This window comes from Pedobacter foliorum (assembly GCF_013266735.1).
In the GTDB taxonomy this organism is placed as follows: domain Bacteria; phylum Bacteroidota; class Bacteroidia; order Sphingobacteriales; family Sphingobacteriaceae; genus Pedobacter; species Pedobacter foliorum.
Genome location: NZ_JABSNU010000002.1, coordinates 248236 through 263974, shown reverse-complemented (window position 1 = coordinate 263974; position 15739 = coordinate 248236). Strand labels below are relative to the sequence as shown.

Genomic DNA, 15739 nt, shown 5'->3' with positions numbered 1-15739 from the left:
TATTTTGCTTCGCAGCTTCTTCGAGGTCAGGACCTCTCACAAGCAAGGCTTCCCTTCTCTTGCGAGATCCTAAAATAAATTCAGGATGACGTATTTTAAGTAAAAACTCTCCTCCCTACAAAGACCTTCGAACATCCAACTTCCAAGGATTTGCAACAGTACAAACACCCTTAGCCTCAATAAGCTTAGCCATTGTCTGCCCCATCAGCTTAAAATCAGTAGAAAGCGTCGTAATGCCCCCAGCTAACAATTCCTTAAGAGGTGTATCATTGTAAGAGATAATCCCAAAATCTACCCCAGGAATTAACCCCTGAAGAGTTGCCTGTTTAAGCAAATCCACCAAATCTCTATCCTTAACCACGATAAAGAGATCACCTATTTGTATTTCTCTTTTCTCTGTATCAGAGAGGTAGCTATGTTCAAATCCATACTCATTGCAAAAAGCCTTAAGTCCATCATATCTTTCTAAAGGCTCTTTTTCTTCACTCTGCACCATTAAAATACGTTTGTATTTCCTGATCTGATCAATAGCAGACACTAATGCTTCATAGGTATCTTTCTCAAAATTCTGTGAAACAGAAGAGTACTCTCCCATTAATTCAGAATGAAAATGATCCAGCAGAAATACCCTACCCGACAATGTTTCCAACAATGACTGAATACCCTCAAACTTTCCAGACATAATTACATAGTCTGTATACTTATTATTGGAATCATTAATAAGCGTTTCAAATACCCGTCTATTGTAATTATGAAAGTAAAGATCTACTGTAGCAGAGCTACCCACAGCTTCCATAAATGAATTGTACAAATCTTCTTTGAACTCATTAAATTCATTAAACAGCAGGAATATATTGCGCAATGAGTTGGTCTTAGTACTGGTAACAAAATAACCGACACCATGATTTGAATCAATAATACCTTTAGACATTAATTCACGTAAACCTGCAAACACAGTATCCCGCGACAAATTATAGGTGTTCCTGAATTCATTTATAGAGGGGATGCGATCACCTTTCTGATATTCTTCCGACTGAATCCTATCAATAACATGACTCACCACAAGTTTATATTTCGATCTATTTTCTTTCACTAATCTATATAATATCCGGCAAATATAAATAGTGTTCAGACATTTTCACTATAATTTACAATAAAAAATCATACCAGTTCGTACCAGTTAAAAAGTATTTATATATTTGGATACTCAATCACACACAAATGAAAAAGAACTATACTTACGTCATTACTGGTTTTGCATTGATTCTCTTTAGCTGCTCGGGTAAAAGACTCGGCGTGGTGAACCATAAAGCGAGTCATATTTCGCAAGAAAAAACAGTAAAGATTAATGATGCCTTCTGGAGTCCTAAATTCGAGATTTGGAGTACCGTTACTGCCAACGATGTACTGAACAAATTTGAAGGACAACACCTTAAGTCGGCAGAAGAAAGAGGCAAAAACAATGTTTTTGAGAATTTCGACAAGATAGCAGCAGGTAAAAAAGGTACCGGACAACATGCTGGCTTACCTTGGTTTGATGGATTAATCTATGAAACCATCCGTGGTATAGGAGATTTAACCATTCAACATCCAGACGCAAAACTTCAGGCCAGACTTGACGGTTATATCGACCGCATATACGCCGCGCAAAAAGCTGATACCTCGGGCTATATCAATACCTATACAGATCTGATGGAGCCTACTCACCGTTGGGGAGACAATGGCGGTTTATTACGTTTCCAACATGATGTTTACAATGCAGGTATGCTAATAGAGGCAGGTGTTCACTATTACAAGGCTAGCGGTAAAACTAAACTTTTGGAAGTAGCTACCCGATTTGCAAATCAAATGAGCAAACTTATGGGACCGGCTCCAAAAAGAAATATCGTTCCTGCACATTCAGGACCAGAAGAAGCGGTAATGAAATTGTACTGGCTTTACAAGGAGAATCCAGACCTTAAGAAAAAACTCAGCATTCCGGTAAACGAAAAAGATTACTATGATCTGGTTAGATTCTGGATAGAAAACCGCGGAAATAACACGGGATATCCCCTATGGCAAACCTGGGGTAACGATAAAGCCGAGCAATGGATTAAAGACCAAAAATATAACGAAGGCGCAACACAGAAATTCCCAAGACCAACATGGGGTGATTATGCACAGGATTCAATTTCGGTTTTCGCTCAAAAAACTATTGAAGGCCATGCAGTGCGTGCAACTTTGCTAGCTGCCGGTATTACCGCTGTAGCTTTAGAAAACCAAGATCCGAGATATATACAAACTGCTAACAGACTTTGGGATAATATGGTTGGTCGCAGAATGTTCGTAACAGGTGGAGTTGGAGCAATTGCACATGATGAGAAATTTGGCGCAGACTACTTCCTCCCTACCGGTGCATACTTAGAAACCTGCGCCGCTGTAGGTGCCGGATTCTTTAGCCAAAGGATGAATGAATTAACCGGCGACGGTAAATACATGGACGAATTTGAAAGAGTTTTGTACAATAACGTATTAACCGGTGTTTCCCTATCAGGTGATAAATACACCTATCAAAACCCACTAAACGCTCACGACCACTCTCGGTGGGAATGGCACTCCTGCCCTTGCTGTCCGCCGATGTTCCTGAAAATGGTATCGGAATTGCCGGAATATATTTACGCTTCATCAAGCAACAACTTATATGTTAATATGTTTATTAGCAGCGAGGCAAAGATTGTGATGGATGATAAAAAGGCGATCGCTATTTCTCAGAAAACCAATTACCCATGGGAAGGAAAAATAACTTTGAATGTAAATCCTGAAAAGCAATCTGATTTTAGTTTAAACATTAGAATTCCGGGATGGGCACAAGGAAAAGAAAATCCTTTTGACCTTTACAAGTCTAACCTTAACGCAGGTTTTAACCTACTTGTTAATGGAGTTGCCGAAAAAGCAACAATCACCAATGGCTATGCAGTTATCAAAAGAGAATGGAAAAAAGGAGATTTAGTAGAGTTGCAGTTGCCAATGAAACCACGTCTTGTTACCGCAAACAGTCAGGTTAAAGATTTAAAAAACATGGTTTCAATTGCATCAGGACCTATAGTGTATAGTCTTGAGGGTGTTGATAATGGCGATATCGATCAACTTATTATTGATACCAATTCCACTATGCAATTGCAATACCGTGCAGATATGCTTAAGGGTGTAAATGTAATTACAGGTAAACTCACAAATGGCAAAACTTTTAGTGCCATACCTTATTACACAGTTGGTAACCGAGAAGGAAAAGGCTATAAAGTTTGGTTACCAATTTCGCAGCAAAGCCGTATCTCGATAAATAGTAATCAAGTTCAAAACAAGATTAGTCCGTTAATTTATGGAACTAACATAGAGGATGTGAACCACGAAATCTATGGCGGTTTCTATGATCAGCGTGTTTTCGGCGAAAGCTTCGAAGAGCCATCAACTGGAGTAAATTTCAACAATTGGAGAAGATATACAGGGTATTGGACAGCAAAAGACGGTGCCATTGCCATCATCCCGGGTAGAAACACAACCAGCGATGTAGTGATGAATGGTGTACACCACATTGGTGTTGAACCTGATCAAAGTGCAAAACTGATTTATGAGCCAAAAGAACTTACAAACGGAAGTGTTGAGGCTGAAATGAGATTTACCGGAAGAGGTGAAAGCGGAGCACTGCTTGTTCGCGTTGCAAATGCAGGAGTTGGTGATGATATTTTTGACGGATATGAGATTAGCTTAACTAGGGATGGTAAAAAAATAGGTCTAGGAAAGCATATGCAGAACTTCGAATCGTTTAAAGATGCCGCGGTTAATGTAAATCCTGAAGACTGGAATAAAATAAAAGTAGCACTTAATGGCCCTGAGCTGGTCGTATTTTTAAACGGACAGCAAGTATTGTCTTTCAAAGATGAACGCAATCCATTATTAAAAGGAAAAATTGGCTTGCGCACCTGGCGTTCTGCGATGGAATTTCGCAATGTTACACTACAGGAAAACGGTAAAACAACACCAGTAAAACTTTTAAATACAGCAGACGAACAAATAAGTTACAACTGGGACATCATACGCTCAGGTGAAGCAAAAGGCACTTTCTATGTAGATAATAATACAGCCTATAATGGTAAAAATTCACAGGTAATTACTTTTACAGGTGGCACCGGAAAGGTTGGTATTGCAAACCGCAGTTTAAATCGTTGGGGCTTAGCATTACGCAAGAATCAGGTATTTAAAGGACGCGTCTATTTAAAAGGAGAAAAGCTTACTGGCCCCGTAACTGTGGCACTTGAAAGTGCGGATGGCAGTAAAACTTATGCCTCTAGTAAACTTAACGGTATTGGCAATTCTTGGAAAAAATGTCCATTTACGTTAACATCCAACACAGCAGATAAGAACGCACGATTAGCAATATACCTTTCCTCAAAAGGAAAGCTTTGGGTAGATCAGGCAGTGCTGATGAGCACAGGTAAAGATCAGTTTAAAGGTTTACCAATCCGAGCAGATATTGGAAATGCATTGGTAGCTCAGGGACTAACTTTCATGCGCTATGCAGGAACTATGGTGAACTCACCTGAATACAAATTCAAGAATATGATAGGTGATCCGGATAAGCGTCCTCCATACCGCGGGCACTGGAACTGGTACACTACCAATGGCTTTGGAATTGAGGAGTTCCTGAAATTCTGTGAAGCAACATCAATAGAACCATCCTTCGCAATCAACATCTATGAGACACCAGAAGATGTTGCCGACATGATAGAGTACTTGAACGGTGACGCATCTACCCCATGGGGAGCGAAACGTACAAAGAGTGGACATCCTAAGCCATACAATGTAAAATACATTGAGATAGGCAACGAAGAGGTGATTTTTAATGGCGATAGTAAACAAGCTTATGAGGAATATGTAACTCGTTTCAAACTATTACAACAAGCCATGAAACAAAAGGATAGCTCATTAAAGTTTATCCATGCGGCATGGTGGCGCCCAGGCTCTCCTAATATGGAGTATGTTTTCAAAGAATTGAATGGCAAAGCCGACTATTGGGATCTTCATGTTGGTGGCGATGATCCAAGGGCTGGTTTGGATACCGATAAGCAACTTGCTGAAATGCAACGCATGTTTAAACAGTGGGATCCTGAAACTAAAATGAAGATAGCTGTATTTGAAGAAAACGGCAGTAAACATGGTGTACAGCGAGCTTTAGGCCATGCAACTAACTTGAATGCAATTAGAAGACATAGTGAATTTGTATTGACGTCTAGTCCTGCAAATGCCTTGCAGCCTTATTTACAAAACGACAACGATTGGGATCAAGGACAGATTTTCTTTACAGGTGATCAGGTATGGGGCATGCCTCCCTTCTATTCTCAAAAAATGCAGGCAGAACAGCACTTGCCACTACTTGTTAAAAGTACAGCAGAGGGAGATCTGGATGTAACCGCAACTCGCAGTGAAGATGGGAAAACATTGGTACTACATGTAGTAAATACCGGCTTGGATGTACGCACAGAATTAGATCTGGATTTTGAAGGCAGAAAGGAAGATGTATCTATTTCTACTTTGAAAGGTGCATTAACTTCAAGAAATACACCTGCACATCCTGATCAACACAAGACCGTGTATTCGAAAATAAAGCTAACAGGAAAAGCTCCTTTATATGACTTTCCTGCTAATTCTTACACAATTTTAAAATTTGAAAGATAAATAATAGGGTTATGAAATTTTTATTTTAAAGTAGCTCAACCGCAAAAAAGTTGTGGCTCAACCGATTAAGCATACACAAACTTCTCCATATTAAATTAATATAAAATATATGTGAATCTGAGTTTGTAGAATCGATTTGAGTTTGTACTTTTGTCGCGGAGAGTTGGCAGAGTGGTCGATTGCGGCAGTCTTGAAAACTGTTGACTTGTCAAAGGGTCCGCGGGTTCGAATCCCCCACTCTCCGCCAAGGTATCAAAGCCTACAAAAATCCTGGAATCGAAAGATTTCAGGATTTTTTGTTTTCAGTGGATACCAGAAATACCCCGAAATTCATATTCAATTGGTGAATCATTCGGGATCCAAAATGCTTGGCCATTCCAACACTAACTACACAACATTACATTACGCTAAAATTCTGGATGTTAAAGAGGGTACTGATATGGCATTGTTAAGTGCAATCTATATCTAAGTAACAATAGATTACTGTTATTTAAATCTCTAACGATCAAACGATCTGTCGTTAAAGTAATAATTTCAGGCTTACTTGTCACCATATAAGATCACCCAATTCATTAAAAGCGCATTATTTTAACCAAGTTAGTAATTCAAAAACACTTACATAGCATAATTAGGGAATTAGCTGAAGTTGCCCGTGATAATTTTCTATCTGAAAAAGGTGTATGCCATGTCCTTGGGAACGACAGGCTTACCGTCGCCGTATACTTCGTAATAAACTTTGGTACCATTGGCTGGTGCGTATCCACTGCCGTTAGGTTTAATATGTTTTTCATAAAGTTGCCCAATCTAGTTTGATTGTTAAGACGATAAGCAAACTGAAAAAGCATACCTTTCAATCCAAACGAACAATACCTTTGTTTACTAAACAAAACTATTGTATTTTTCTGTCAAACATTTTTCTTTATGATACCTCAAAACATCCTCGGTCAGATCATACAGGCACAAAGTCTTAATATAGCTAACAAGGATATAGGCTTAAAAAGAGATGCTCTGCAATTCCTACCAAATCTAGCTTCACATGCCCTTATTGTTTCAGGAATAAGGAGGTGTGGAAAAAGCACTTTGCTCTTTCAATTATTAAGCAGTAAATATCCTGAAGCACTATACCTCAATTTTGAAGACCCCAGGCTATATGAATTTGAAAACAAGGATTTTCTAAGGTTAGACGAATTGATACGGGAACAGAATCTCTCGGTGTTAATGTTTGATGAAATCCAAATTATACCCGAATGGGAAAGGTATGTACGACAAAAATTAGACGAAGGCTATAAGATCGTTGTCACTGGGTCAAATGCTTCACTATTGAGTAGAGAACTAGGAACAAAACTTACTGGAAGACATATTACTAAAGAATTATTTCCTTTTTCCTATCACGAGTTCATCTCACACCAGAAATTAAAACCTTCTGCGGAATCACTAATTAACTATCTAACAATCGGAGGCTTTCCAGAATACATTAAAGAAAGAGCCGACGACATTCTAAACCATCTTTTTGAAGACATACTGATCCGTGACATTGCAGTCCGTTACAGTATCAAAGATGTTAGAACACTACAGCGTCTGGCCCAGTATTTAATTTCAAATGTCGGGAAGCCTGTATCAGGTAACAATCTTAAAAAGATATTTGAAGTAGGTGCAACCAGCACCGTATTAGAGTATTTATCACGTATGGAATATTCCTATTTATTGCATTTTGTTCCTAAGTTTAGTTACTCAATAAAAAAACAGATTGCAAACCCGAGGAAAGTATATGCAATTGACACAGGTCTGGTCAATGTCAATTCAGGATCATTTACTGAAGACAATGGTCGTAAATTCGAAAATCTCATCTTTTTACACCTTCGCAGAACTTACAAAGAGATCTATTATTTTTCAGAAAAAGGAGAATGTGACTTTATTGCATTTAAAAATGGAGCTTTTCATCAAGCCATTCAGGTATGTTATGAATTAAATCCAGATAATCTAGATAGAGAACTCAATGGTATGATTGAAGCCCTGGAATTATTTAATATTGAAGAAGGAATCTTAGTCACTATTTCACAAAAAGATCAATTCGAAAAAAATGGAAAGATCATTCATGTCATTCCCGCTCATGAATACTTATTGAAATAGCACCTACAAGATTTAGAATATTACTGTTTTCGGTAAATATCCCTCAAAATCAAAAATATTCCCTCCAAGTGTTCCAATGAACTCCCTCCTTCCCCGCCAAGGTATCAAACCTACAAAAAGCCTGGAATCTTTCGATTTCAGGCTTTTTTGTTTTAAATCAGCACCAATTTTCGCACGAATTCGGATCCTGTAAGCAAATCACTCGGTCAGTAAATTAAAGTCAAAGTCTACGAAGCCCATGCATTTAATTAAATGCTCTTCTCCTTATAATTCGTAAATTTGAAATACACAAACCCGAAACCAAAAATCATGAAGATTACTAAATGGGTCGCAGCCCTTTCTTTTGCTACAGCATTGTATTTAACACCTCAAATTTCTGTTGCACAGGATTCTTTATTTATCATCCCAAAACCACTCGTTCAAATTGCTAAAACAGGACACTATCTATACACTCCAATAACTGAAGTTTTTGCCAGTGCCGATTTTAAGGACGCAGCAGCACTACTGAAGGAACATCCTTACTTGAAATTCAATCAAGTAAAGACGTTAAAAAATATCAAGCATCTGCCAAAACAAGGCATCATCCTAGTTAAGGCATCTAAAGAAGATACCCTTGCTCAAAATGCCTATCGTCTGGAAATCATGAAGGACAGAATTATGATTACCGCGCATCAGCCACAGGCCCTCCTTCTTGGTATCTCTACGTTACGTCAAATCGCGTACACAAGGAAAGACACCAAATCGATACCTGCTGTATGGATCGAAGATCATCCGGCATTTGGCTACCGCGGATTAATGCTAGATGTATCCCGTCACTTTTTACCCCTTACTTTTCTAAAAAAATACATCGATCTTTTATCATTATACAAGCTAAACACCTTCCACTGGCACCTTACCGATGGCGCTGGCTGGCGCTTAGAGATTAAGAAATACCCGGAGCTTACTCAGTTTGCAGCGTGGAGATCCGATGCAAATTGGAAAACCTGGTGGAACAATGGCCGGAAATATGCAGAAATGGGTAGTCCAGCTGCATTTGGCGGCTTCTACACTGCCGAGCAAGCAAAAGAGCTGATCAGCTACGCCGCTAAAAGAGGCATTACTGTGATTCCCGAAATTGAGATGCCTGCACATAGTGAAGAAGTCCTTGCAGCCTACCCAAATTTATCCTGTTATGGCCTGCCTTACAAGAATTCCGAATTCTGCATTGGCAATGAAGACACATTTACTTTTCTTCAAAATGTGCTGGATGAGGTATTGAAGATCTTTCCTTCCAAATACATCCATATCGGGGGTGACGAGGCAGACAAAGCAGCCTGGAAACAATGTCCGAAATGCCAAAAGGTAATTAAAGATCATAAGCTGAAGGACGAACATGGTTTACAAAGTTACGCGATCAAGAGAATCGAAGCTTTCCTGACCAGTAGAGGCAGAAAAATGATTGGCTGGGACGAGATTTTAGAAGGTGGATTAGCCCCAGATGCGACAGTAATGAGCTGGCGTGGTGAAAAAGGAGGAATTGAAGCAGCCAACTCCGGACATGATGTGATCATGACACCAGGCTCGCACCTTTACCTGGATTCCTACCAAACGAACCCCATCGGGCAGCCTGAAGCTATTGGTGGCTACCTTCCTTTGAAAAAAGTGTACAGCTACCAACCAATTCCTGCCGAAATTGACCCTGCAAACCGAAAACATGTACTAGGTGTTCAAGCCAATGTATGGGCCGAATACATGCCAACCTCTAATCAGGTTGATTATATGGTTTTCCCAAGAGCAATTGCACTTTCAGAAATTGCATGGACATCAGTATCCCAGAAAAATTGGGATGATTTTCAATCCCGCCTGCAAAAGCACTATCGGCTGTTACAGCAGTTTAATGTAAATTATTATCCGCCATCCAACGAGCTGAGTATCATTTCTAATCTTGATATGACCACTAAAATTGCCCGGATAACGATCAATTCAGAGCAATTCCAACCAGAAATCAGGTATACATTGGACGGAACTACGCCAACAGTTAAGTCGCCATTGTATCAAAACGAGATTTCCTTAGCGCAAACCGGAACAGTTAAAGCCGTAATTTTCAAGGATCAACTCCCTGCAGGAAAAGTACAGGAGCTGGAAATCGACGTGCATAAAGCAATCGGTAAAAAAGTAACCTATAATAATGAGTATAGTAGCAGTTATCCGGCACAAAAAGAGCTGACACTGGTGAACGGCCAAACCGGCGACCTTACTTATGGAGACGGACAGTGGCAAGGTTTCCTTGGTGATCTGGATGTAACAATTGACATGGAAAATCAGCAAGCATTACACCAATTAAAAATGAGGTATATGCAATTAACCGGTCCGGGAGTATATATGCCGGCCAATGTTAAAATTGCCCTTTCTACCGATGGAATCAATTTCAAAACTATACAACAGGTAGACAACGACGTGCCTTACACAGATGCTTCGTTAAGGTTTAAAACTTTCATTTTTGATCTTAAAGGAAATGTGGCTCGTTACATTCGGATTACGGCAAAGAATGAGAAAAAAGGTTTCATGTTTAGTGATGAGGTAGTCGTTTATTAGCGATAGCAGTCAGATAAAGAAAAAAAAGGTTATGGCAAGCAGTAAAAAAAAACAGATGCACTGGACAATTATTTAGATAATCACTATATACACAAAAGCAACTGGCTGCGTGCAGCCGTACTGGGAGCCAACGATGGGATATTATCTGTTGCCAGTATCGCCATTGGCGTCGCTACGGCAAGCAGTACAAGAGAGCCGATTATTTTAGCCGTCTTAGCAGGGCTAGTTGCAGGAGCACTGTCAATGGCTGCCGGAGAATATGTATTGGTAAGTTCGCAAACCGATTTAGAAAAAGCTGATATCAAAAGAGAACAGCAAGAACTGGATGAAATGCCTGAAATTGAACTGCAAAGATTAACAGAAATATACGAAAAGCGCGGGTTAAAAAAAGAAACAGCCAGCCTTGTTGCTAAAGAACTGCACCAACACAATGCTCTCGAAGCACACCTTAGAGACGAACTCGGCATTAATGAAATCACACAGGCCAAGCCTATTCAAGCAGCCCTTGCCTCTGGCGCGGCGTTTACAGCAGGTGGTACTTTACCTTTTATGATAGCTCTGTTTTTTCCGGTAAAGAATATGGAATTTTTCTTGTACGGTTTTTCGATCGTCTTTCTGGCTATTCTGGGGGCATTCGCCGCACGTACGGGAGGCTCCGGTATCGCAAAAGCGGTTGTCCGGATTACCCTTTGGGGAACAATTGCCATGGCATTAACTGCTTTGGTGGGGTACTCATTTGGAGTGAAAGTATAGCAGATACAAATCATGAAAGCATCTTCTGAAGCATATTAAACAATGCTTTTCCATTCGTACAGCCCAAAAAATTGTACCCTGCTATTAAATAGATGGTATGTATCGAAAATCTTTCGGTATATTTTATTCTAACCGGCTGGCAAAACAATCCCAAATTTTTAATAAAATTTGGCCGATAAAATTCATCAAAACCCCGATAAAGCTGCTCAATATCAGAGAGGTTTATTATTAAATCAACGTCACCTTCAATTAGAATATTACCATCTGTAAGTCTCAAATCGCCTTGATGATCATGAATTGGTGGAATCCCAGAAAATTGCGCTGCCATATGATCGTACTCATTTTTTTGAGTCAATTCATAGTCTGTACTCCACAATACATTAGTTTCAAAGAGTAGCGTCATATAATCTATGCTCTGTAAAAGCTTCTATCTAAATTAAATAAAAAACTTTAATATCTAATCTTTCATTTTGTTAGGGCACGGCGAGTAACTATCTATGTCTTAAGCGTTTTTTGTTTGTTTTGCAACATGATCAACGCCTTCCCTGCCCGTACTTTTCGGGTATCTTCCTGTTTTGCACTACCTACCCAGTCGCAGTACCCTTGCTTATATGATTTAGAAAGGCTTTCAAAAAAAGCACTTGCTTCGGCATCATTTTCTAAAACGGACTGTAGTTCCGAGGGTGTACCCTCTATATGTTCTCCTTTTTTTAGCATAAAAATTCTCTACAAATACGACTGCCCAAATATAGTTTAGATAAAGTAGTCCGCCTAATTAGAAGTAGCAAAATACGGCTTTAAGGCAAAAAAATCCAGCGTTATTAGGAGAGCGGAGGAGCCAGTCAGGCTCAAACCAACCAACAAAAAATTATAAGTATTACAATCTGACCATCTTACGTGGGATAAAAATCTTCGCTTCTAACTGCAAACACTCACCACGGATTATTGGTATATCTAAGATGTTCGGGTATACTAATATTCAAACCACACAACACTATGCTAAAATACTGGATATTAAAGTTGGTGCTGATATGGCAACACTTAAAAAGAAGTATGCAGTAACTTAATTTATCGGGTAACACAATATCTAGCCCTGATTAACGTCTTTACATATGAGAGCGTTAATTTAGATGAAGCGGGAATGGTCGGAGATCATTCCCGCTTTCTTATTTTCCTGTTTTATTAAACGCCTCTCCTTTTAACATTGACAAATCTAATCCAACTGATTCCACATAAACTTCATCAAACTCGACCAAGTCTGTTACGCCAATACCACCTTGAGGTATCAGCTCAGTATTATCTTCAAGCACGATTCTAAAATTAAAGTTATCAATATTAGAGATTCCACACCTTGTGCAATGCTGTTGGATGATTTGCTGATATTTTCTGTAATTCTCATTTGAAATCAAATTACCTCCAATTCCACCCATACTTTCATCAGTTACCTTGAAATCAACTTCACCAATTTTATCATCGTCTATATATAAAAAGCCTATCATTTGCTATTTTCCTTTAAACTTAAAATACTTGGATTTAAAACTTTTTCTAGATCATCTATTTTAAGCAGGTCGGTTATTGTCTCATTAATACACTCCCTTGTCAGCTCTCTAACAAATAAATCTGGAGGAATAATATAACGGCCATTTAAGTTGCTTTTTTCCATTATATCTTGAGCTATTGAAGTTTCCAAAAACTTAAAAGTCCAAACATTTATTCCATAAAGTCTGCCATCAGCTGTCTCAATATGAATATTTGCAAAGTCGTTTTCTTTGTCCCATGAATCTGGATCAACCTCTTCAAATTCCAACCACAATTTAAATTCGGTTACCCGTAAACGGTTTTCTTCTTTTTCTTCCATTTTACCAGCGACAAGCTTTATTTCTTAAGACGTGTCTCCAATTCATAAATATATTTACGTTGTGTTACCAACAACTCTTCCTTACTATCAATCACCTCCTTTTGCGATTCAATCTTATCACTAAGGTTGCGTAGAGCAGATTTATGCTCATTTTTTTCCATTAGAATCAGCGATTTGATCGGTTCGATTTTATAGTAATATTCTAAAAGGTTCTCTTTTAGAAGCTCAGATAACTTAACTATTCTCGAAGCATAAATATCATCCTGCGTTAAAATTTTTTCAAAGGCTGACTCAGATAAACCAATTGAAGCCCCAGCTTCTTTATTTGAAATGTTCTTACTCCTTAACTTTAACCTAAGGTATTCGCCAATTGAATTATTCATTTACAAATTTTCTTAAACGATATGAATAATCAATCATCATCAACCTCCGCATTAAAATGGTTTAACCATAATTATTCGGAGGTTATAAATATAATTCTTACATTTAACTAAACAAATATCTACATGAATAACAAATAGATAAGAGAAAAAAATATTTTGTATTATAAAGAGTCTTGCGGCAAGCATTCTGAGGCCAATAATGCAATTAACGCAACAGGCGATGCTATACAATGAATTTGTTAACCTCACTAGAGCCTCCAATTAGCAACCAATTTTACTATTCAATACTCTCCGCCAAGGTATCAAAACCTACAAAAAACCTGGAATCGTAAGATTTCAGGTTTTTTTGTTTTAATCGAAACCAAAATACCCATTACTCCCCATAAGATTGGTGAGTGATTCTGTGAGTAATAGATAGTAATAACACCGCACAAAAAAGTTTGTACCATACCCGGTTTATACATATCTTAATCCATAAGACAACCTTCAAAAAATCTTACTGACCATTTTAAAATTAATGACGGCTAAACTAATCCTTATCATGAAGTGCACATTTCTAATGTTCCTCTTTTTAAACTGTGTATTGGTAACGCAGGCACAGAATAAAGCCGCACTTGAAAATAATGTAGTGATCACATCTCAGGAGCATAAAACCCAGGTATACACCAACAACAACGAGGAATTACAGATCAACGTATCACCAAAGGAAGTTCTTAAGTTTAAAGCCGCCGGATTTGTTCACTACAGTGACTTCGGTGCTAAAGGCAATGGAAAGACTGATGATATGGATGTTATCGCCGCAACCCATGCATTTGCCAACCTGCACGGCCTTTTGGTTAAAGCCGACTCTGGAGCCACCTACTATATTGGAGGGAAGGAACGCACAGCGTTCATCCAAACGGACACAGATTTCGGCACGGCGGCCTTCATCATTGATGATACCGAAGTAGAAAATCGCGATGCATCTGTTTTCACAATGAGTTCATCATTAAAACCGTTTAAACTGAAAACGATATCCTCACTTAAGAGGAACCAGGAAAAAATCGCTGTGTCTTTACCCGGCCCATGTTTAATCACGGTCACAAATTCCAACGTAAAACAATACATCCGGTTTGGACTAAACCAAAACAATGGCTCTTCGCAAACCGATATCTTTCTGGCAGACAAAAACGGCAACGTGGATATGAATGCACCAATCATCTGGGATTTCGAACAGATCACAGATCTCACCGCTCTACCCATCGATGAGAATCTGCTGAAAATCACCGGAGGCCACTTCACCACAATTGCCAATAAAGCCGAATCAAAATACACGTATTATAATCGGAACATAGCGATCAGACGATCCCACGTGCTTATTGAAGGCTTGCAACATCACATCAAGGGCGAAGGAGACCAAGGTGCGCCATATGGAGGCTTCATTAGCATCGGTGACTGCGCCTATGTAACGGTAAAAAACACCATCCTAACCGGACACCTAACCTATAGCACTATCGGTGCAGCAGGTAAACCTGTAACAATGGGCACCTACGACCTTTCTGTCAACCGTGCCCTTAATGTATCTTTCCTGAATTGCAGCCAGACCAACGACATCAACGACAATAAGTATTGGGGGATTTTAGGCTCAAACTTTTGCAAAAATCTCCTTTATGATAGTTGTACACTCTCCCGATTTGATGCGCACCAAGGGGTTGCCAACGCCACCATCCGCAACTCAACCCTTGGACACATGGGGATCAATGCCATTGGCAGTGGACTCTTAACAATCGAAAACTCCACTGTCAATGGACGAAGCTTTGTCAACCTGCGCTCCGACTACGGCAGTACTTGGCAGGGAGAGCTGGTGATTCGTAACTGCGTCTTTGTGCCAGCAGGCGGCAAACCCATCAGCGCTTCCCTGATAAGCGGATCTTATTCAGGTCAGCATGATTTCGGCTATACGTGCTATATGCCGGAACGGATCACCATTGAAAATCTCAGAATTGACGATTCTAAGCATTCGGATAATTACCAGGGACCTTCCATTTTCACCAATTTCAATCCGGAAATGACAGACAGTACCTATCAGGAAAAGTTCCCCTATATCAAAACTAATGAGATTATTCTCAAGAACATCACTACCGCAAGTAAGAAAGCGCTGAGAATCAGTGACAATCCGTTCATGTTCAAGGATATAAAGGTTAAGACTAATTAATTGTAATGTTTGCGCTTTTTTTTCGCCTTTCTAACCTTTCCACCAAAAGACCCCAGTAGCCATATTATTGATAAAATTTAATTATTTAAAATAAAACAATAATAATTAGTTGTTTTATTTTAAATAATCTTTACT

The 15739-nt window shown here is 39.1% G+C and carries 11 protein-coding genes and 1 tRNA gene; 6 read left to right on the top strand and 6 right to left on the bottom strand.

Annotated elements, in window-relative coordinates; all coding sequences use genetic code 11:
- Window positions 1-115: 115 nt before the first annotated feature.
- Window positions 116-1093: a GntR family transcriptional regulator gene (locus HQN83_RS04910; protein WP_173089224.1), complete on the bottom strand. Its 978-nt coding sequence runs from the start codon at window positions 1091-1093 to the stop codon at window positions 116-118.
- Between the two features lie 128 nt (window positions 1094-1221).
- On the opposite strand from HQN83_RS04910, the gene HQN83_RS04905 reads away from it, so the two are divergent.
- The 5 genes from HQN83_RS04905 (at window position 1222) to HQN83_RS04885 (ending at window position 11169) form a co-directional block, all read left to right on the top strand.
- Entirely contained in the window at window positions 1222-5712 is a 4491-nt protein-coding gene (locus HQN83_RS04905) for a beta-L-arabinofuranosidase domain-containing protein (protein ID WP_173089223.1), read from the top strand.
- 157 nt (window positions 5713-5869) lie between these two features.
- Window positions 5870-5959: transfer RNA gene (locus tag HQN83_RS04900), tRNA-Ser, on the top strand.
- Window positions 5960-6633: 674 nt separating this feature from the next.
- Window positions 6634-7842: an ATP-binding protein gene (locus HQN83_RS04895; RefSeq protein WP_173089222.1), complete on the top strand. Its 1209-nt coding sequence runs from the start codon at window positions 6634-6636 to the stop codon at window positions 7840-7842.
- 309 nt (window positions 7843-8151) lie between these two features.
- Window positions 8152-10416 (top strand): glycoside hydrolase family 20 protein, encoded by a 2265-nt coding sequence (locus HQN83_RS04890; protein ID WP_173089221.1) that lies wholly within the window; start codon window positions 8152-8154, stop codon window positions 10414-10416.
- A gap of 60 nt (window positions 10417-10476) precedes the next feature.
- Window positions 10477-11169, top strand: a complete 693-nt coding sequence (locus HQN83_RS04885) for a VIT1/CCC1 transporter family protein (RefSeq protein WP_173089574.1) — start codon at window positions 10477-10479, stop codon at window positions 11167-11169.
- Between the two features lie 10 nt (window positions 11170-11179).
- On the opposite strand, the gene HQN83_RS04880 is transcribed toward HQN83_RS04885, so the two are convergent.
- The 5 genes from HQN83_RS04880 to HQN83_RS04855 form a co-directional block, all read right to left on the bottom strand.
- Window positions 11180-11572: a hypothetical protein gene (locus HQN83_RS04880; RefSeq protein ID WP_173089220.1), complete on the bottom strand. Its 393-nt coding sequence runs from the start codon at window positions 11570-11572 to the stop codon at window positions 11180-11182.
- A gap of 92 nt (window positions 11573-11664) precedes the next feature.
- Window positions 11665-11886, bottom strand: a complete 222-nt coding sequence (locus HQN83_RS04875) for a YdeI/OmpD-associated family protein (RefSeq protein WP_173089219.1) — start codon at window positions 11884-11886, stop codon at window positions 11665-11667.
- A 449-nt stretch (window positions 11887-12335) separates the two neighbouring features.
- Window positions 12336-12668 (bottom strand): hypothetical protein, encoded by a 333-nt coding sequence (locus tag HQN83_RS04865; RefSeq protein WP_173089218.1) that lies wholly within the window; start codon window positions 12666-12668, stop codon window positions 12336-12338.
- Window positions 12665-13027, bottom strand: a complete 363-nt coding sequence (locus HQN83_RS04860; RefSeq protein WP_173089216.1) for a hypothetical protein — start codon at window positions 13025-13027, stop codon at window positions 12665-12667. The genes HQN83_RS04865 and HQN83_RS04860 overlap by 4 nt, the downstream gene beginning before the upstream one ends.
- 17 nt (window positions 13028-13044) lie before the next feature.
- Entirely contained in the window at window positions 13045-13410 is a 366-nt protein-coding gene (locus HQN83_RS04855; protein WP_173089214.1) for a hypothetical protein, read from the bottom strand.
- A 541-nt stretch (window positions 13411-13951) separates the two neighbouring features.
- Between HQN83_RS04855 and HQN83_RS04850 the strand changes: the two genes are divergently transcribed.
- Window positions 13952-15604: a hypothetical protein gene (locus tag HQN83_RS04850; protein WP_173089212.1), complete on the top strand. Its 1653-nt coding sequence runs from the start codon at window positions 13952-13954 to the stop codon at window positions 15602-15604.
- Window positions 15605-15739 lie beyond the last annotated feature (135 nt).